Source organism: Flavobacterium sp. (genome assembly GCF_047602195.1).
GTDB lineage: Bacteria > Bacteroidota > Bacteroidia > Flavobacteriales > Flavobacteriaceae > Flavobacterium.
The window spans coordinates 624,770-643,446 of the sequence record NZ_JASGHW010000003.1; the positions used below are offsets into that span (position 1 = coordinate 624,770).

At 49.5% G+C, this 18,677-nt stretch carries 24 protein-coding genes; 3 read left to right on the forward strand and 21 right to left on the reverse strand.

Features of this window, described 5'->3' with window-relative positions; all coding sequences use genetic code 11:
• Positions 1–534, forward strand: coding sequence for a hypothetical protein (locus QM717_RS06245; RefSeq protein WP_415035907.1), 534 nt, complete (start codon positions 1–3; stop codon positions 532–534).
• Between the two features lie 71 nt (positions 535–605).
• Here QM717_RS06245 and QM717_RS06250 read toward each other — a convergent pair whose 3' ends face one another.
• From QM717_RS06250 to QM717_RS06340, 19 genes are all read right to left on the reverse strand, one after another.
• Positions 606–1,949: a YHYH protein gene (locus tag QM717_RS06250; RefSeq protein ID WP_415035909.1), complete on the reverse strand. Its 1,344-nt coding sequence runs from the start codon at positions 1,947–1,949 to the stop codon at positions 606–608.
• A 40-nt stretch (positions 1,950–1,989) separates the two neighbouring features.
• Positions 1,990–3,033 carry a cytochrome-c peroxidase gene (locus QM717_RS06255; protein WP_415035911.1) on the reverse strand — a complete coding sequence of 348 codons (1,044 nt, stop codon included), beginning with the start codon at positions 3,031–3,033 and terminating at the stop codon, positions 1,990–1,992.
• Positions 3,030–3,707 (reverse strand): MbnP family protein, encoded by a 678-nt coding sequence (locus QM717_RS06260; RefSeq protein WP_415035913.1) that lies wholly within the window; start codon positions 3,705–3,707, stop codon positions 3,030–3,032. The genes QM717_RS06255 and QM717_RS06260 overlap by 4 nt, the downstream gene beginning before the upstream one ends.
• Positions 3,697–4,158 (reverse strand): hypothetical protein, encoded by a 462-nt coding sequence (locus QM717_RS06265; protein ID WP_415035915.1) that lies wholly within the window; start codon positions 4,156–4,158, stop codon positions 3,697–3,699. Before QM717_RS06265 ends, QM717_RS06260 begins: the two co-directional genes overlap by 11 nt.
• A gap of 2 nt (positions 4,159–4,160) precedes the next feature.
• A complete protein-coding gene (locus tag QM717_RS06270; RefSeq protein ID WP_415035917.1) occupies positions 4,161–4,430 on the reverse strand; it encodes a hypothetical protein in 270 nt (89 codons plus the stop codon).
• Positions 4,431–4,450: 20 nt separating this feature from the next.
• Positions 4,451–4,996, reverse strand: coding sequence for an RNA polymerase sigma factor (locus QM717_RS06275; protein ID WP_415035919.1), 546 nt, complete (start codon positions 4,994–4,996; stop codon positions 4,451–4,453).
• 13 nt (positions 4,997–5,009) lie between these two features.
• Positions 5,010–5,762 (reverse strand): hypothetical protein, encoded by a 753-nt coding sequence (locus QM717_RS06280; RefSeq protein ID WP_415035921.1) that lies wholly within the window; start codon positions 5,760–5,762, stop codon positions 5,010–5,012.
• The gene (locus QM717_RS06285; protein WP_415035923.1) at positions 5,759–6,079 is read right to left on the reverse strand and encodes a hypothetical protein; all 321 of its coding nucleotides are present in this window, start codon (positions 6,077–6,079) and stop codon (positions 5,759–5,761) included. Before QM717_RS06285 ends, QM717_RS06280 begins: the two co-directional genes overlap by 4 nt.
• An 11-nt stretch (positions 6,080–6,090) precedes the next feature.
• Positions 6,091–6,561, reverse strand: a complete 471-nt coding sequence (locus tag QM717_RS06290; protein ID WP_415035925.1) for a LemA family protein — start codon at positions 6,559–6,561, stop codon at positions 6,091–6,093.
• Between the two features lie 25 nt (positions 6,562–6,586).
• Entirely contained in the window at positions 6,587–7,777 is a 1,191-nt protein-coding gene (locus QM717_RS06295) for an MFS transporter (protein WP_415035927.1), read from the reverse strand.
• Positions 7,778–7,826: 49 nt separating this feature from the next.
• Complete coding sequence (locus tag QM717_RS06300; RefSeq protein ID WP_415035929.1) at positions 7,827–8,684, reverse strand: PhzF family phenazine biosynthesis protein; 858 nt, start codon at positions 8,682–8,684, stop codon at positions 7,827–7,829.
• 3 nt (positions 8,685–8,687) lie between these two features.
• Positions 8,688–9,110: a hypothetical protein gene (locus QM717_RS06305; RefSeq protein ID WP_415035931.1), complete on the reverse strand. Its 423-nt coding sequence runs from the start codon at positions 9,108–9,110 to the stop codon at positions 8,688–8,690.
• The gene (locus tag QM717_RS06310; protein WP_415035933.1) at positions 9,098–10,495 is read right to left on the reverse strand and encodes a pyridoxal phosphate-dependent decarboxylase family protein; all 1,398 of its coding nucleotides are present in this window, start codon (positions 10,493–10,495) and stop codon (positions 9,098–9,100) included. Before QM717_RS06310 ends, QM717_RS06305 begins: the two co-directional genes overlap by 13 nt.
• A 71-nt stretch (positions 10,496–10,566) precedes the next feature.
• Positions 10,567–11,007: a DoxX family protein gene (locus QM717_RS06315; RefSeq protein ID WP_415035935.1), complete on the reverse strand. Its 441-nt coding sequence runs from the start codon at positions 11,005–11,007 to the stop codon at positions 10,567–10,569.
• Positions 11,008–11,017: 10 nt separating this feature from the next.
• Positions 11,018–11,572 (reverse strand): flavodoxin family protein, encoded by a 555-nt coding sequence (locus QM717_RS06320; RefSeq protein ID WP_415035937.1) that lies wholly within the window; start codon positions 11,570–11,572, stop codon positions 11,018–11,020.
• An 88-nt stretch (positions 11,573–11,660) separates the two neighbouring features.
• Positions 11,661–12,860 carry a helix-turn-helix domain-containing protein gene (locus tag QM717_RS06325; protein ID WP_415035939.1) on the reverse strand — a complete coding sequence of 400 codons (1,200 nt, stop codon included), beginning with the start codon at positions 12,858–12,860 and terminating at the stop codon, positions 11,661–11,663.
• Positions 12,861–12,922: 62 nt separating this feature from the next.
• A complete protein-coding gene (locus QM717_RS06330) occupies positions 12,923–13,090 on the reverse strand; it encodes a T9SS type A sorting domain-containing protein (protein WP_415035941.1) in 168 nt (55 codons plus the stop codon).
• Positions 13,050–14,603: an SBBP repeat-containing protein gene (locus tag QM717_RS06335; RefSeq protein WP_415035943.1), complete on the reverse strand. Its 1,554-nt coding sequence runs from the start codon at positions 14,601–14,603 to the stop codon at positions 13,050–13,052. The genes QM717_RS06330 and QM717_RS06335 overlap by 41 nt, the downstream gene beginning before the upstream one ends.
• Before the next feature lie 372 nt (positions 14,604–14,975).
• Positions 14,976–15,440, reverse strand: coding sequence for a nuclear transport factor 2 family protein (locus QM717_RS06340; RefSeq protein WP_415035945.1), 465 nt, complete (start codon positions 15,438–15,440; stop codon positions 14,976–14,978).
• Positions 15,441–15,509: 69 nt separating this feature from the next.
• On the opposite strand from QM717_RS06340, the gene QM717_RS06345 reads away from it, so the two are divergent.
• A complete protein-coding gene (locus tag QM717_RS06345) occupies positions 15,510–16,049 on the forward strand; it encodes a GNAT family N-acetyltransferase (protein WP_415035947.1) in 540 nt (179 codons plus the stop codon).
• A 2-nt stretch (positions 16,050–16,051) separates the two neighbouring features.
• Here QM717_RS06345 and QM717_RS06350 read toward each other — a convergent pair whose 3' ends face one another.
• Complete coding sequence (locus QM717_RS06350; RefSeq protein WP_415035949.1) at positions 16,052–16,591, reverse strand: hypothetical protein; 540 nt, start codon at positions 16,589–16,591, stop codon at positions 16,052–16,054.
• A gap of 69 nt (positions 16,592–16,660) precedes the next feature.
• Between QM717_RS06350 and QM717_RS06355 the strand changes: the two genes are divergently transcribed.
• Positions 16,661–17,143: a hypothetical protein gene (locus tag QM717_RS06355; RefSeq protein ID WP_415035951.1), complete on the forward strand. Its 483-nt coding sequence runs from the start codon at positions 16,661–16,663 to the stop codon at positions 17,141–17,143.
• Positions 17,144–17,146: 3 nt separating this feature from the next.
• Here QM717_RS06355 and QM717_RS06360 read toward each other — a convergent pair whose 3' ends face one another.
• On the reverse strand, positions 17,147–18,577 hold the full coding sequence (locus tag QM717_RS06360; RefSeq protein WP_415035953.1) for a PLP-dependent aminotransferase family protein: 1,431 nt from the start codon (positions 18,575–18,577) through the stop codon (positions 17,147–17,149).
• Between the last annotated feature and the right edge of the window lie 100 nt (positions 18,578–18,677).

Sequence of the window (18,677 nt, forward strand, 5' to 3'; positions counted from 1 at the left end):
ATGGAACGCCTAAAGATATACGCAACCCGTTTGCATTTCGGACTGTTTTTGACGGTGATGGTTAATTTTTTGCTGCGCTCGGTCACCGGCTATGGACTGAATTATGATCTGATTTTTGGATTCAAAATTGTCATTTACACGACCGGAATTTTTCTGTTTTTCGTTAGCCTCAAACCCTTTAAAAAAGCGGCCGTTTACTACTTCTATTATCTGTTGACGTCGTTGTCATTGGGTTTGTTTGGGCTTTTTTCCAATTTTATATTCGGGATGATGACGGCTATTTTGGTGTTTCCGATTTACCCCAATACAACCCAATACAAAAACGAAAAAATAAGCGTACGCGAGACTTACCAAGGTATGCTGTCCGCCTGCTGTCTTTACGAATTGACGGCACCCAAGTGGCTGTTTTTTGAAAAGAGAATCGGCAAGGTCTACATTCAGGAGGATATTTCTTTCAAAAATAGCTACTTGCGCATCGAAAAGGATTCGCTGCTGATCCAAAACGATTCACTGGTCAAGATCGAAATCCGGTAAAAAGTATGAAAGCGATGTGCAGGCGCCGGTTAGGTGTCTCAAAACCTTGGCCAACGCCCGACATCAATGCTTTATTTATCGATGACGACCTTGAAGGTCTGCGTGTTTTTTCCGTCCGAAATCTTGAGGAAATAGACGCCGTTGTACACCGTATCGGTCTCGAAATAACAAATCGTCGTACCTTGCACAAACGTTTTGCTTTCGACCAATCTTCCCTGGGCGTCGATCAAATCTGCGGTTAAATTGTGGCTGATCATTTCGCTGGCTTGGATCGCAATCAATTCAGCCGCCGGATTTGGATATACCTTGAATTGGAGTTTGTCGAAGGTGAACGATTGGGACGCCAGGAAAATGGTCGTCGGCTCGGTAATCGAGGTCACTTTGGCCGCGGTCTTTACGCCATAGAAAGTAGGGGCAACGACATACGGATAAGCCGAATTGTGGTTCGCATCGACCGTCGCAAAATACGCATACGTTCCTTGCGGATATTCGGGCGTCACGCAAAAGCGGCCGTTGTGTTCGTCCAAATAATCGGGTGTCGCCGCCGATGTTGGGTTGTATTGGTAATCCTCGCGGTACATCCCGAGCGGAAAGGTTGTCGAAACTGCCGGGCCGTCGGTCACATTCGAGCCATCGGCATAATGCGTCCGGACGGTGATGTTGCGCAGCGCATAGCTCGATTTCATGCGTGTGATGCCGCCGCTTCCATCGGCATTGGCATAGCCGTAAGCCCCATAAATCGGGTAACCGTCATAGGCAAAACCGATCAAAGGCGAATGTTCATTGGGGTTGATCACATACAATCCATCCGACAGATACAGGTTACATACATTCGAAATCACGACCAGATCCAGATTGAATGCGCTCGGGTTCTGATGGTGGTGGTAATTCCCCATGGCCGGATGCCCTTTCGAACAGTCGAATCCGATGCGCTCGGCCACCACGGCATCGCGGTTCCAAACCCCGTCGCCCATGCCGCCAAGCGGTCCGCCGGCATTTTGCCCAGTTGAGGATTTATACGAAACCCCATCGCGGTAATCAAAAAGTGCCACACCATTCTTGAATACGCCGATGTTGCCCAAGGTTGTTGTCGTCGGTGTTCCTGTATTCGGGGTCGGATTCAATGGAAATTTGAAAATCGCATTTTGGTTCGTGGCTTGCGAAGGATTGCCGTCGAGGAACGGCCCGGTCACATAGGCCGGGATGCCTTTGGTCGAAACATACACCCAATTGGCCGAATACTGCACCGTCTGTACATTGGCCAGCACCGCATCATTGATCGGCGTAGAATTGCCGTTGACGTAATGGCGGCCCATAATGTTGGTGTTGTTGATGAGCCACGAACTGATGGCGGGATTTTGGGCGAAACTCGAAAAAGCGCAAAGCGAAAGCGCCAACGGGACCAGTTTTCTCATAGTGGTTTGGATTGGTTTTGTGCTTAGACGCTCCTTTTTTTTAATTCTTGCGCTCGGATTGTAATTTTTTTCGCGGATAGGCGAAACGCGGATCGGTGACAAAACTTTTGTCGCTCAAGGTTTTGAGAAAAGCGACCAGATCGACGCGGTTGTCATCGGAAAGATTCATCGGCTGGGCCAATTCTTTGGGAAGTGGCTGTCGATTCGAAAGCCCGGAATTGTAATGGCGCACGACTTCGGTCAACGTCTTGAACCGACCGTCGTGCATGTACGGAAAACTGTATTGGCTGTTGCGCAGCGTCGGCACTTTAAACTTATAGTAATCATCTGCATTTCCCGAAATGCGCAGGCGACCGTTTTCGGCCAGCGTCGGATCGGGTTCGAGACCGTTGTATGCGTAACGTTCGCTTTCAAACAAGGGTTCGCTGTGGCAGGAAGCGCAATGGGTTTTGAAAAGACGGTAGCCATTTTGCTCGCTTGTGTTGAAGGTCGTTTCACCGCGCATGACCTGGTCGTATTTGGCATTGGCCGAAACCAGTTGCAATTCGAATTGCGACAAGGCTTTCAAAATGCGTTGTCCGGTCACTTTCTCATCGCCAAAGGCTGCCGCAAACAGCGCGGGATATGGGTCGGTTTGCTGTAATTTCCGGACGACATTTTCGAGTTTTTCGTCCATTTCATTCGGGTTTTCGATCGGGTTGAGCGGTTGCACGTCGAGATGGTTCACGCCGCCATCCCACATCAAAGTCTTGCGCCAGGCCAGGTTCATGAGCGCTTTCGAATTCCGTGTACCGATGCGGCCGTCGATGCCGTGGCTCAAATCGTGGTCGATGTGTGTAAAGGCGCTCGCCTGTAAATGGCAACTCGCACATGAAATGGTGTTGTCGCGCGACAAAATCGGGTCGTAAAACAATTCGCGCCCGAGTGCAAAGCCTTCTTCGGTAAGCGGGTTTTGGGTAAAATCATATTGCGGTTTGGGCCAGCCTTTGGGAATGTCGAAATAAACCGGAGTCGTTTTTCGGACGGAAAAATCCAACAGCGACAAGGCTATGATCGAAAGAACGATTTTAACAGTTGGCTTCATTCTGTTCGGAACATTTCGGTACTGAGATCGGCCAAAGCCATCGCATTTTTCCCCGGAACCATGACCTGGTTGGTTTTGGAGAGTGCGATTGGGGAAAAGAAATGCGCAAGATCGACCGCAATCACTGGATTTTGCCCAACCATGGGAAGTTTTACTTGACGGATGGCGTAATGCGGCGGTAAATAGCCACCGATGTGAAACTGGAATTCGTTTTTACGCGTCGGGCAACTTTTGCTCTGGCCTTCGATTTTTAGGTTGATGTATCCGCTTTGCCAAGCCCAATACATGCCATTGGCCGGATCGAGTGCGCCCGAAAGTGCGCCCGAAACACTGGCCGTACTGTCGACACCGATGCAAAACGATACTTCCTTTATTTTTTGGGAAGACAGAGGAAGTGCAATTTGCAGCGATTCGGGTTTTTCGGCATCGAGCAGATGGTAATCACGCGAATCTTTGATGGTGCTGCCGTCTTCAAGCTGGCATTCGAAGTGGCCGATGTAGAACCGGAATGCGCCGATCTCCAAAGTATCTTTGCCCGAAATGTATTTTTGATGCAACCGCAAAGGTTGCTTGCCGAATTTCAAATCAAAACCAATCCGCGTCGAATCGGCCTGTCCGAAAACAACCGAAGCCAATAGCAGCAAGCCCCAGCAATATGTAGCCTTAACGTTCATGCGGCGGCGGTCCGGGCGGTTTGGAAAACAAGCGGGCAAGTTCCTCGGTCAGCGCATAGAAATCCTGCATCTGGTCTTTGCGGCACAGCCCGCGGATGCCTTCGAAATGGTTGAAATGCGTCTGCTCGGCCAATGCCTGGTAATCGGCGAGCACGCCAATAAGGCTGTCCTTGACTTTTTCATTGGGATGATCCCCCAGCAATTGCAGGTACAATTTGTTCTTGACCGTATGCATCTTGCTTTCAATTTGCCTGATTTGTTGTTGATGGGTCGCAATCAACAGGTCGTATTGCTGGACTTGCTTTGGATCGAAATGCAATTTTTCAATCACGATGTCGCGTTTGCGGATGTGGTGAGGACCGTGTTTGCGCGTAAACATAAAGCCGAGCAAACCCAGGTTGAGCAGGATCAATCCGATGACACACAGCGTCAGTAATCTTGTTTTTTCCATGGCTATCGGTAGAATTGGTTCGAATGATCGATCGAGGCGGCGAGTGTAGCGGCCGCATCGGGTTGGACTTTCTGGGACGATTGATTTATGACGGCCAGGTTCAGGGCGACCAACGCGGCAATCGAGGCGGCGGCGAGCCAAATCGTTTGGGTCGATACCAAGCGGTTGCCGATTTTCATTTCGATTCGCGAAAAAAGCGCAGCATCGGGCGTGGCAGGTTGCAGGCCGTCGGTGCTGTCTAAAATCTCGTTGATCCAGTTTTCTTTTTCCATAATGGGTTAGACGATAAGGGTTATTTTTTCTTGTGCTGTTGTTCGAATTTTTGCGCGAGTTTTTCCCGCAGCGCCGACTTGGCCCTGAAAACCAACGATTCGACCGCCGAAACACTGGTGTCCATGACCGCCGCGATTTCGGGATTGCTGAGCCCGTCGAGTTTCGACAGGATGAAGGCGGTTTTCTGGTTTTCGGGAAGCGTATTGATTTGGGCGAAAAGCAACTCGGCTTTTTCCTTGTTCTCGAGTAAAATGCCGGGATGTTCAAACGTGGCAATGCGTTCGGCCTGGTTTTCATCACCGCTTCGTTGACCAAAGACAAAAAAATGTTTCTTGCTTTTCCTGCGTTTGAGGCTATCGAGGCAAGCGTTGATCGTGATGCGGTAAATCCAGGTCTTTAGCGCCGATTTTTGTTCGAACTTGTCCAGCGAATGGTGCAGTTTGACAAAGACATCCTGCGTAATTTCTTCGGCATCTTCCACATTCTGCAAGTAATGCAGCGACAGGTTGTAGACCATCAAATGGTATTGCTTGTAGATTTCCTCGAAAGCCTGCCGGTTTTGCATGGCGGAAAAGTAATTATTTTTTTCGGATTGCGCTAAAGTCTACGGCTACGGTGCAGTTTTGGGTTGTCGACGTATCCTTGCGCACGATATGGCCGTCCTTCGGATCGTAGGTGATGATTTCCACGAGGTCGTGCTGTCGCTGGTCGGTCGAAGTATATTTCAACGGATTCATCTGTTGCAATTTGGTAAATCCATAACGGTCGATGCAGTAAAGCGCCGATGACCAACGGTTTTGGGTATGTACGATCTTTTCCTTGAATTCCCATTGCGCGTTCCACAATTCATGCCGGGCATCATAAACCAATTCTTTCTGGTCTGGATCATAAAACAGACACAGGTGCAAATCGCCCGCCGAACCGCCGCTTGGAATTTTAAACAAGACATCCCTGCGGTGGTCGCGGTTCACATCGACCGTACGCAAACTAACCTTTGAAGTACCGATAGAATAGGGCAGTTGCAGTGATTTTTTAAATCCATCGGCGGTATATCGGTACACTTTCGTAACCGAATCGATGACCACCGCAAACTTTTCCTCATGCAAGGTGAAAATACAAAAATAGCCTGCGTTGGCAATCATGCGGCTGATGGAGTCCTGGTCTTCATAAAACGGCAAGACGCCATCCAAAGTGCCATCGACCGACGCAATGGAATCGACCACCTGATTCTTGGAATTGTAAACATAGAGGTACGATTTGGGCATGCGCTGTTTTTGGCAAGCCACCAGCAACCCCGCGATGCACAATGCAAACAGCAACCGCCGCATCATGGCTGTAGGGTTTCAATTTTGTCGTACACAAACACTTTGGCCGGCTCTGGATTTCCCTTGAACTTTAATCCCTTGGGCCATCCGGGTTTGTTCCTGAAAGTGCCCGTAACGGCAACAACGAGCGGCAAATTTTCGCCATCCCAAAGCGTATGGGCATCGGGCAGCTTGGCATTGGCTCTTTCGAGGTAGATGTGCTCGCCGTCCGGCATTTTCCACTGTGCGCAACTGCACGAAAGCGCGGCATAAGAGACCGTTATTTTTTGGGGCTCACCTTGGAAAAGAAACAGCAGGATGGGAATCAAAAAATTAATCCACATGGTCGAAAGTGTTATTCAAAACGCAAATCTTCGCGTTTCATCTTGGTGCATTCGTCATTGTAGGCTTTGACGACCGAAGTGAATTTTTCTTCGAATTGGTTCAGTTCCTTGACCGATCGACCAAAGTCCTGGTTGGCCTTGAGCATCGGATCTTGTTCCATCTGGACCAAAAGCCGTGTAAACGATTGGGTCATATCTCGGTTCGTGGTCTTGATTTCGGGCGTCAACACCTCCGATTTTTTGAGCAGCGATTGCAACGCCTCCGACTTGACCTGCGTGGTTTTGGCATCTACCCGGTCGATGGCTTCCGATTTTTGGAGTTCGAGCGTCAGTTGCTGGATGAGCACCACACGCGCAGAAAGTGATTTTTTGAGGTTGCCCCATTCCGGATTTGCAACGGATTGGTCTTGTGCCGCCAACGAAATGGACACGAATAATAGCAAAGAAGAAAGTACGGTTTTGATTTTGAAAGACAGATTCATGTGGTTTGATTTATATAGCGTTTGGCTAAGATAAATCAAAATTTCGTTCCGACCGACGACGCAACAGCATATAAATCAACGCCAAAAGTACAATTCCCGCCGAAGCGTACAAAGTCACCGGAATCCGTGTGACCACATCCTGGTAGTACCAACCCGCCACAAGCGCGCCGAGCCCGATGCCCGCTTCCAATGCAATATACATCGTGGCCATGGCCTTGCCGCGGTGTTCGGGCAAACTCAAATCGATCGTCCAGGCATTGACCGCAGGCGACAGTACGCCCGTGGCAATCCCGATTGCGGCAGCTCCGGCCATGAGTCCGGCGAAATTTTGGGCATAGCCCGTCAGGCCCAACGAGAGGACCATGAGCACCAACCCGGTTTTGATCACATTGACCCTTCCATAGCGGTCAGATGCCTTCCCGGCGACAAAACGCACGAGCAAGGAAGCCAAGGTAAACACCATAAAAAACAGTCCTTTGTTGGCGATACCGAGATGGACGCTGAAATCGGGAATCAATGTCAGGATGATGCCGTAGGGCAGGTAGGACAGAAAAGTCACGATGGCCGAAGGCAAGACTTCCACCGCAAAAATATCAGAACGCGAGAGTTTGAAGACCGACATCGTAAACCGTTGCGGTGTCGCTAGCGTTTCCTTCATGTTCATCAAAATGGCGATCGAAAGCAGCGCGAACAACGAAGAAACATAAAACAAAATGTCAATCGAATAATACAGCGTAATGGTACTGCCGATCGCCGGTCCAATCGCCATGCCTGTACTGAAACAGATGCCGTGCAGACCAAGCGCCTCGCCCCAGCGTTCGCGTGGAATAATATCGGCAACATAAGCCGCCGTAGCCGTAGGTTTGAAACCGGTCGAAAATCCGTGGATGAGCCGCAGGAACAAAAATCCGGCGACGGTACCCAAAACAGGATACAAAAAACCACAGACGAAACACACGATCGAGCCGATGGCCATGACCGGAACGCGCCCCAAAGAATCGGTCAGTTTGCCGCTGAACGGACGCGAAATCCCCGCGGTCAATGTAAAAAGCGCGATGATCAACCCTTTGTATTCGCTGCCGCCCATGCTGCTCAAATAGGCCGGTAGTTCGGGAATGAGCATGTTGAAACTGGCCGAAAAAAGCAGCGAACTCAGGCACAACAATCCGAACTGGAGGTTGTAGATGGGGTGTTTGGGCTGAGTGGTGGATTGCATTTCGGCTGCAAAATTAGGCAATTATTTTTGTTTCTTCAACCGAAATGACTCAGTCGATGCGGATCCATTGTTCGCTGGCAAAAGTGGCATTGCCGCCCGCCATCAACGAACCGATTTGGCCTTGGTTCAATTCCAATTCCACTTCGATCAAGCTCGCCGAAGGGGCTTTCATGAAACGGCCTTGCTCAATCACATAACGATGGCCCGGCTGCACAAATTCGTACAGGTAACAGGCCAAAGGCCCGGCCGCCATTCCCGTCGCCGATTCTTCCTCGATGCCGTACAAAGGCGCAAACATGCGGGCCGTGGCGTCATAATCGGTGTCGGTCGCAAAGGCATAGTAGCCGATCAGGTTGTATTGCTCCGAAAGTTGGTGGATGGTTTCGAAATCGGGTTCGAGGTTTTGCAAGGTTTGGGCCTTTTTGAGCGGGACGATCAGGAATGAATTTCCGGTATTGACAATCGAAATCGGATGGGCCAAATCGGTTTTCGAAAGCCCCAAGGATTTTTCGATCAGCCGTACATCTTCGGGATCTGGAGCGGTGAATTTCGGAGCCAATTGTTCCATAAACGGTTTTTCGCCGATGAAAATAATCTGTCGGTTGCCGTCTATCGTTTCCTTGCTCGAACGGTCGCCCGTAATTTTTCCTTGTTGCTTCAGATGGGCAAATGCCGCGATCGTCGCGTGCCCGCAATGTGCAATCTGGCGCGTGGGCGTAAAGAATTCGAACTTGAAATCGGCTGCATCTGAATCACTGATGAAAGCCGTTTCCGACAGACCGACCTGTTTGGCGATTTGTTGTTTCTGTGCCGATGTGAACCGGCCCGCATCGGTAACAATGGCTGCGGGATTGCCGCCCGTACCGTTTTGGGTAAAGGCATTGACGATGGTGACTTTGACTTCCATGTTTTAAAAAGACTGGTTGGGAAACAGTTGGATGAATTTTTCGTCGCGTGAGAAAAACCGAATAATCGTGCCGTGCTCCGGATTTTGGTCCATCACGATGACGTAATCGATGTGCTGGTTGTCGCCCATATGGTGCGCGGATTTGCGGAAACACGACATCGGGAATTCAGATTCTGAAAGTGCTTCGGCGATTTTGTCGATTTCACGTCGGTCATTTTCGGAGAGGATTTTTGGAAATACCGTGGCGTCCAAAACAGATTGGGCTTGGGCATTGAACGGCGTGCTGTATTCGAGATAGCCGTCTTTTCGGAGCTCTAAGATGGTTTCCGATTGGCTTTTACGGAATTCAAAAGAATTGCTTTTGGAACAGGCCGTCATCCATAAGCCGGACACCAAAACGATGAAGATTGATTTTAAACGATGCATTTGTGGTAACAGTTGATTAATTTTTCGATTGATAATTGAATGTCGTGTTCGGTCGTACGCCAATTGACGAAGGCCGCACGCAAAGCCATTTGTCCTTTAAAAACGGTAGGTGTTACAAAAAAATATCCTTCATTTCGGATGGCTTCCAGGAGATCCGGCAGTTGTTCGGGTTTTTCCGAAAGCGTAAAGCAAACCACATTGAGTAAAGTCGGGGCGGCAAGTTTAAATGCTGCACTTTTTTCGAGAAGTTCAGCAAACTGTTGTGCATTGCGGATGTTCGATGCTACGATATCGCGGTAACCCTCGCTTCCGTAGGCCATCAGCGTAAACCAGGCCGGAAGCGCACGGAAACGCCTCGAGTTTTCGGGTCCCATATTGAGGTAATTGAAATTTTCTGCCGAACCCAGGTAAGGCGCATTGCCGTTTCGGAAGCTTTCAAATTGCAACTGTGCGTGCTGTTGTCTGATCAGGTAAATGCCGCTGTCGTAGGGTACGTTGAGCCATTTGTGTCCGTCTAGCGCGATGCTGTCGGCCGATTCCCAGCCCTTGACCAGATGGTGGTGATCGGGTGAACAGGCCACGAAACCACCAAAGGCCGCATCGATATGCCACCAGAAATTGTATTGCTCGCGTAATTTTCGGATGGCCTGCATGTCGTCGAAATCACCTGTATTGACCGTTCCGGCACTGCCGATGTAAATCACGGGAACGCCTTTGTATTGTTCGAGTTTGGCGATAAGGTCATCGGTATCGACGGCTTCCCGATTGGCTATTGTCGCGACCGGAACCACCGATTGGCTGCCCATGCCGAGCATCGCGAGCGATTTGAGGGCAGACGAATGCGGATTGGCACTCAGTACGATGATTTCAGAATGAAAGCCTTCGGTTGCGATGTCGTATTGCTGCTTTCTTCCGGCCCATTGGCGCGCCACGGCCAGGCTGGTAAAATTGGCCATCGTCGCTCCGGTGACAAAACCGCCCGCGAAGCCTTCGCCGAGTTGCAACATTTGCACAAGCATGTTGATGGTTTCGATTTCAACAAGGGCAGAAATATCGCCGCCGTTGTTGATTGCCTGTGTGTTTTGGTCGAATACGCTCGCAAGCCAATCGCCCGCAATCGCCGCAGGCGTGGTACCGCCCGTCACATAGCCCCAATAGCGTGGGCCAGAGGAGGCCACCATTTTATCGGAATGCCTGTCGAGAAAAGTTTGAAAGGTTCGTTCGAGCCCAAGCCCGTTTGCAGGAAGCCCTGAATGATCGATTTCGGGAAGATTCCTGGAAGCCGGTTGCGCATCGAGGTTTTCAAGATAATGGACCGCATATTGGCGGATATTTTCGAGCAGGTGCCCGATGTGATCCGAGTCGTGTTGGAGTGATGGATGCATTTGGATGATGATTGATGATTAATGATGCTAAAGTTAAGGAGGTTTTGGATCGAATAAAACCTCCTTTCGATTTACTTTGACAGCGCGCTATCAATGGAAAACTTTCCGCTGCCGTTGACCAAGGTGGCCATGGCAAGCCCGATGAACAACAGGTGGTACTCGAATCCTTCGCCGGCTTGGTTGCCAAACCAGTTCATGAAAAAGCCGTTGTGGCCATGGGTCGTAAAAATGATCCCGAGCATGAGCACAATGGACAATGCCGCCCAAATCCGGCTCGCGAACCCTAAGATCAAAGCCAGTGCGCCAAAAAATTCAATGGCAATCACCACAAAGGCAATGAGCCACGGAAGCTGTACGGTTCCGGTCAGATAATCCATGCTTCCGCTGAATCCATAACCGCCAAACCAGCCCAGCAATTTTTGGGCTCCGTGCGGAAAAAGTACGATTCCTGCCGTGACGCGGGTGATGAATCCCGCCCAGTCGTTGTTTGTTTGAAAGATGTTGTTTTTCATTTTGATTGATTTATTGATTATTAAATTGTTTCGTGAGTTGTGCGATGCGTTGACCAAAAAGTACCGCGGTTTCCAACCCTTTCGGTGGATTGAGTTTGCTGGTACTGTTGTCGGAAAGTGCCATGAGCCCGAGATAGGAGGCCAGTCCATTGGGTTCGGTGGTTTGGACATCGTTAGAGAATTTTGGTAAAATTCCGGTCGAGATCCAAAGCATGCTGTGCTGTGCGGCAAAAATTGAAAGTTGCTGCAGGGTATTGAGTTTGTCGCCGTTCAAGGTCGAGGAAACCGTAAAACCCGCGGCCCATTTGTCTTTCCACGGTTGGGCATACCAGAATTTTCCCGTCGCCTCCATGAATTTCTTGAAGCCTACCGAGACGCCGCCCATCAAGGTCGGGCAACCGAATATGAGCGCATCGGCTTGGTGCAAAACACTGAAATTGTCCTCGGCCTGCAGGGTAGAAAGCAAAGCCACGTCGGGAACCACGGTAAGGGCGCCTTGCTGGATGTGTTCGGCTACGATTTTCGTATGGCCGTAACCGCTGTGGTAAATGATGACGATTTTCATTTGCTGATTACTGGATGACGGGGCAAAGTAACAGCGAATGAAAACGATAAAAATTAAAGTAGTTTAATAAAGTCTTTCGGGGTGAAAATTAGTCCTCGACTTCGGCCCATTCAGCGACACCGACGATTTTCTTGCGGTAATCCGATGGCGACTGTCCTGTCTTTTGCTTGAAGATACGGTTGAAACTCGCCTTCGATTGGAAACCGCAATCGTAGGCCACGGCGAGCAAAGTATACTTTTGTGCTTCGGGCGTGGCCAGTCGCGCGATGACTTCGTTGACGCGGTACTGGTTGATGAAGTTGTAGAAATTGGTGTTGAGGTGCTGGTTGAGCAATTCCGACAGTTTTTTGGTGCTGATGCCCATTTCGTCGGCTAGATCGCCAAGTCCCAATGAATCGTTGAGGTACAGTTTGCGGTTTTCCAAGGTGTCGAACAGCTTTTGTTTGAGTGTTTCGATTTCATCCTCGGTATAATTGTCGAGCGCGCGCAAGGCAGTTTTGGCGATGGGCAGTTCCTCGGGTTCAACCGTTTCGGCCATTGGGGCGATTTCAAATTTGGCCAACAGAAAATCGGGAATCAAAATATGGGATTGGAACAAACCCTTGTAGCCAAGGTAAATGTACATGAAGACCATGCTGAAGGCAATCAGTGTACCGATATTCCACGACAAGACCGGAAAAATCAATTCGTAAATCGTACACAGCGTATCAAAAATCACGATCATAGCCAAGCCGATCAATAAATGCTTGTACCAATTCAAGTTGTTCTTGTCGGCCGATGAACTTTCCTGGATCGCGGTCTTGATTTTGCGATGCAAACGCAGCGACAGCACCGCATACACCATAAAGAACAGATTTTCGGGCAGGTTCACCACATAATCGTGCGCCGCATACCAGTCGCCGAACGCGCTGAAATAAGGCGTCGCGATGCTCAAGGCCAACGGAATCGAAATAAAAAACCAAACCAACCCGAACGGGATCAGTTGTTTGTACAATGAACGGATGAATTGCGCCTTGGGCAGGATCAGCGATTTGAGCAGGAAATACAACATCGGTCCGAGCAGAAACCCGACACCGTGTCCGAAAAACACCGCAATCGCCCCCAAAATGCGCGAACGGTGCACAAAAGAGTAGTAATAGAGCAGGAAAAAAATGGCATTCGCGAAAAATACGATTAGCATTTTTTGCGAAAAAGCCGATTTGGATTTGGCCAGAAAAAAGATGACCAGCGCCAGAAAAGAGATTCCGGCGATCAGGATGAAATCGACAAACATGGTCCATGCTTCCATGAGCGGAAAATAGAACATAATTTGAAGAAACACAAATCCAATCGCCGGAAAAATGTCAGGCTTTATTCTTTGACGATCTTGAAATTCTGGCCGTCGATCGCAATATTGTACAAACCGGTCTGCAATGGCGAAAGGTCGATCGCATTGCCCGTGGCGATTTTGCCGCTTTTCACTTCACGTCCGGCCAAATCATAGACGCGGAACGGCTGACCTTCGAAAAGATTTTGCACCCGAAATAGACAAAACATTCTTGACCGGATTCGGATACAGTGCGATCGCATTTTTCGTTCCGTGATCGGTTACCGACAGGTTGGTTCCGTTCATCTTGATCAGGAAATTGTCCCTGAAGGCAGATGGCGTGACCGTATTGACACCGGTAACATCCGGATCGATATCGACCGTTCCTTCAAAAGCGCCCGAAAGATAAACGTTGCTGTCGTTGTCGACCGACATCGTAAAACGATCTACCGTATTGATGCCGCCGAATTGACGCGCCCAGATGAAGTTGCCGTTGGTGTCCATTTTGGTGACGAAATTCTCCGAATCGAGTTCGCTCACTTCGGTCAGCGTCGTGTCGCCCAATGAAAGGTTGCCGTTGAAATAACCCGAAACAAACACTTCATCGTTGTTGTTGACCGCCACGGCATATCCGGTAGACAGCATGTCGCTCGTGAGTTGTTTGGCCCAGGCAACCGTTCCTTCGTTGGTGATCTTGGCCACATAACCGTTGAGGTATTCGGATGGGGTCATCGTAACGGTGCCGCCATCGGTCACAAAAGTCCCGACTCCGGTCAGGTAACCAGTCACATAGGCCGCACCGGTGCTGTCCAGATCGACCGACAACCCATAGCCGCCATTGACGACCTGTCCGATTTTCACCGCCTTGACAAAATCGCCGTTGGCTTTGAGCTGCATGAGATAAATACCGCCTGTTCCGGCATCGGCGGTCAGGTTATAGGTTTCGGTTGGGGAAGGATCGAAGTCGGCCGTATCCGTAAAGTTCCCCGAAATGTATACATCGCCGTTGGGCAGTGTTTTCATCCCGGTGGCGAGGTCGAAATCGCTTCCGCCGAATTGCTTGGCCCAGATAAAACTTCCGTTGGCATTGAGTTTTACAAGGAATCCGTCACCGCTAACGGCAGTCAGGATGTGTTCGCCTTCGCCCGGATCGAAATCGAGTGGGGCGTAGAAATAGCCCGATACATAAACGTTGCCGTCGGAATCCACACCGATGCCGTTCGATTCTTCGTATTCGGTTCCCTCGAAACTCCTGGCCCATACGAAATCGCCGTACTCGTTGAGTTTGACCACAAAAATATCAAGGCTTCCGGCTGAGGTCAGCGTTACGATGCCATCGCTCGGATCGAAATCGGCGACGTCCTGGAAAACGCCTGTCACATAAACATTGCCTTCGGCATCGGTTGTGATCTTGGTGCCGTAATCGCCCAATACGCCGCCCATACCTCTGGCCCAAAGGAAATTGCCATCGGGCCCGGTTTTTTGGACAAAGCATTCAAAATCGGAGTTGGTGTGCAGGAAAACTTCGCTGGTCGCGTCGATGTCGAAATCGCAGCTCAGCGAGAAATAGCCCGTGGTGTAGGTATTTCCGTTGGCGTCGGTATGCATGGCGAGCACGACGTCTTCGCCATCGCCGCCAAATTTTCCGCTCCATTGGGTCGACTGGGCCGAAGCCAGTGCGATGGAACACAAGAGTACAGTGGTACAGTAGATTTTCTTGATCATTTTTTGATTGATTAAATTATTGATGCGAAATAAGGATAAAAAAGGCGCCCAAACGGCTTATTGCGTCCGTTGAGACCTGTTAATTTGGAAAGTCGAGGCGTTTTTAAGGCTCAGGGAAATGATTGGAAGACATGATTGATTGATTGATTGATTGATTGATTGATTGATGATTTTTTTTCCGCTGCGTTTGACTTAATTTTCAGAATGTCCACTGGACAATCTCCCCTTAATATCAAATGCCTCGGGTGATTTTCTACGCTGCGCTCCGAACAGTTCGGTTGTGCCTCGAGTGATGATTGCGCCATTGGTCTGCATACCCAAAGAAAAGTTACAGTTGCAATGAAATTGCGTACACAATTTATGAGGAATGGATCATCTGTTGGTCGAAGCGATCGCATCCAACGACCATTTGCCGTTTTCTTTTTTATAGACCGAAAGCCAGGCGAAGTGCGTCGTGTCTAAAGTTTTTTCGGCACTTTCAACAACGACCCATTTATCGACGGCAACATAGGCCACCGATCCGTCTTTTGAAAAACGCACGATCGGCGGTGCGGCATCGTCCCATTTGACAAAATGGACGCTGTGGAAATAGGCGTCGAATTTCTGGAGGCTTTTGTCATACGGCGGCTGTTCGATCATACCACGGTTAATCGACAGGAAGTCGTTGGAGAATCCGTCCACCAAACCCTTGGCGTTTTTGCGGAAATGGTGCTGGCGCGCCTGGGCTTCGAGCCGCAAGATTTGCGCTTTCTCGGTTTCGGGGTTGAACTCTGTGGTATGTTGGCAAGAAAATGCCCAAAACGGAAACGAAAGAAATAGGATTTTGATGGATTTCATGACGGTCAGGATTGGAATGAGTGAACCAAAAAACGTATATTGGTCGCACACAATCCGAAAACGTAACCGATGGATTTCGAAATCATTACCACCGACCGACTTTACCTCCGGAAATTGACCGACGAAACCTTTGAGGCATTGCTCAAAAATGCTTCAGACGAAATCGTCGTGCAAATCCTGGCCATCCGACCCGAAGATTTGGGCAAGGAAAGGGCCAAAGCAAAAAAGGGATTCGGCACGTTCAACAAATCGCTGCTCATTTTCCAATTGATCGATAAACAAAGCGATGCGGTCATCGGCTGGTGCGGTTACCACACTTGGTACCGTGACCACAATCGCGCCGAAATCGGTTACGGGATGAGCAACGAGGCGGTCAAGGCCAAGGGTTTCATGACCGAGGCGCTGGCCAAAATCATCGATTATGGTTTTGCCGAAATGCAATTGAACCGCATCGAGGCGATGATTTCGCCCGAGAATGTACCTTCGTTAAAGTTGGTCGAAAAATTCGGTTTTACCCGGGAAGGCCATTTGCGCAGCCATTATTTCAAGGACGGAAAATATGAGGATTCGCTGGTGTTCTCATTGCTCAAAACCGAATACGGGCAATAGATTTACTTCATCAGTACGCGTTTCACTTCGCCATGCAATTTGAAATATTTATAGGTTTCGAAAAGACTTTCGCGTTTGGTCACGAGCACCTTTTCGTTTTTGGTCAGCAGTAAATCGACGAATGCCGGCAGATCGAAACCATGCTGGTCCTTGGCTTCCGGAATGTAAGTGAATTTTTTTCCTTTGAGCGTCAGCCGTGCAAAATTGGGCCATTCGGATTGGTGGAAGAATTCATTTTTGACCATGTCGGCATAGTCGTATTCGGCGACCGATTTCTTGCGCAGGTGGATGATTTTATCAGCGGTAAACAGCAGCAAATCTTCCTCTGGATTGAATTTGCGCAACAGGACAATGGCCAGCACCGGAACCAAAATATAACCGGCAATGATCCAATAATTATAGGTTGTGGCACTGAAGCTGACCAAAATTACAACGAGGAGCAACAACCATATGATGGCATCGTAGCGCCGCAATGAATTGCGTTTGCCCACGAAATGGTAGTCGTAATTTTCTTTTGAAATGGATCGCTGGATTCTTGGCATAGGCGAATATAAAAATTTTCAAATTAGGGGCTTTAAAATTATCTTCGCGTGCATAAAAATTAACCTGCTATGCTCAAATTATACAAACGCGTCGACCATCAGATTTTTTACTGGGAAACCTGGGAGGTCAACCAAAAAACGGGCGCCGTCCATAGCGGAATCGTTGGTCAGAAAGGCAATTACAAAGAAGTCAAATCGGGATTGTTTTCGAGTTTTCACAAACAGATCCAAAAAGAAGTCGACCGGGCCTGCCAAGATGGTTTTTATGAAATCGACCCCGATGACCACCACTTGCTGCTGATCGAATATGCCGTCGACGCAATGGGAAATGCCGCAGATCTGGAAAAGCGAAACCGACTCGAAAGCCGGCTCAACGAAACCCTGGGCTGGACCGGATTGGGCCATTGCGATGGCGGAAGCATGGGCTCCGGGACCATGGAAATCTGCTGCCTCGTCGTCGATTTCGATACGGCCAAACGCGTGATCGAAGAAAACCTCAAAGCCACCGAATTCGGCAATTACACCAGAATATTCGATGCGGGCGAAATGTAGGTTTTAAACCAATGTCTTGGCCAGAAAACCCAATTTCTCAAGACCGCTGCGAACCGTATCGTTCCAATCCATTCCGAAACTGAGCCGCAGGCAATTGTTGTATTGCTGTTTCGAGGTGAACATGCGGCCCGGCCCGATGCTGATCTTATGCCGCAAGGCCAGCTCATAGAGTTCCATCGTATTGACCGAGTGCGGCAATTCGACCCACAGGATGAAACCCCCTTGCGGACGGCTCACTTTGGTGCCTTCGGGAAAATGTTCGCTGATCGTGCGCAGGAAATTGAGGCAGTTGGCGTGCAAGGTATGCCGCATTTTGCGCAAGTGGTTTTCGTAACGTCCGTTCTCGAGAAAACTGCCGATCGCTTCCTGCGTGATTGTCGTCGAGGTGATGTTGTGAAACAGTTTCGTTTTGATGATCTGGTCCTTGAATTTGCCCGGTGCGACCCAACCCACACGGTAACCCGGTGCGAGTGTCTTCGAAAAAGAACTGCACCACAATACGTTGCCGCTTTCGTCGAAACTCTTGCACGATTTGGGGCGGTGGCTGCCAAAATAGACATCGCCGTACAGGTCGTCCTCGATGAGCGGCACATTGTAGAATTCCATCAGGTCGACCACTTTTTTCTTGTGCTCATCGGGCATGCAGCTACCGAGCGGATTGCTGAAATTGCTCACGAGCAAACACAATTTGATTTTGTTGTTTTGCAGTTCTTTTTCGAGCGCCTCGATTTCGATCCCGGTACGCGCATTGGTCGGTAGTTCAAGGATGTTGAGTCCGAGGCTTTTGGCCAATTGCAGTATGCCGAAATACACCGGGCTTTCCACCGCAATCGTATCGCCTTTCGAGGCCAGCGAAACCATACAGTTGGCCAAGGCGTTCATGCAGCCCGCGGTCGTTACAATATCGTCTTCAGTCAGGTTTCCGCCCCAAGTGTACGAATGACGCGCAATCTGGCGGCGCAACCGCTTGTTTCCCGCGACGGGTTCGTAACCCGTGCCGCAATCGTCGAGTTCGCGTACGGCTTGGGTTATGGCCTTGCTCAGTTTGGCGGTCGGGAGCAAATCGCGCGAAGGCACGCCAAGCGAGAAAATCAGATTGTCGCTGCCGCCCATTTCAGCATAGACGCGTGCGATGATGCTGTCGATGTCGTTGTCACGCGAATTGTTGTTGGGCTGGCTCGTGGAGGGCATGCTTGGCAACAACCGGCTGCAATGCGTGACATAATAGCCCGATTGCGGACGCGCCTCGATCAATCCCTTGCTTTCCAAAACATAATAAGCCTGCAAAATGGTGCTGATGCTCGCGCCGTTCTCACGGCTGATCAGGCGTACCGACGGCAATTTGTCGCCCATCTTGAGCACACCGCTGATGATTTGCTTTTCAATGTTTCCGGCAATCGAACAATAAATGTATTCCGATTTTAAATCTTGCATAACCGTTTAAAATTGTATTGGTCAAAATTAATAAAATTGTATCTGTATTGGTTTGTTTTTTTTATGGAAATTTGTCCTGAAAATCCAAATCAGGAGTTTT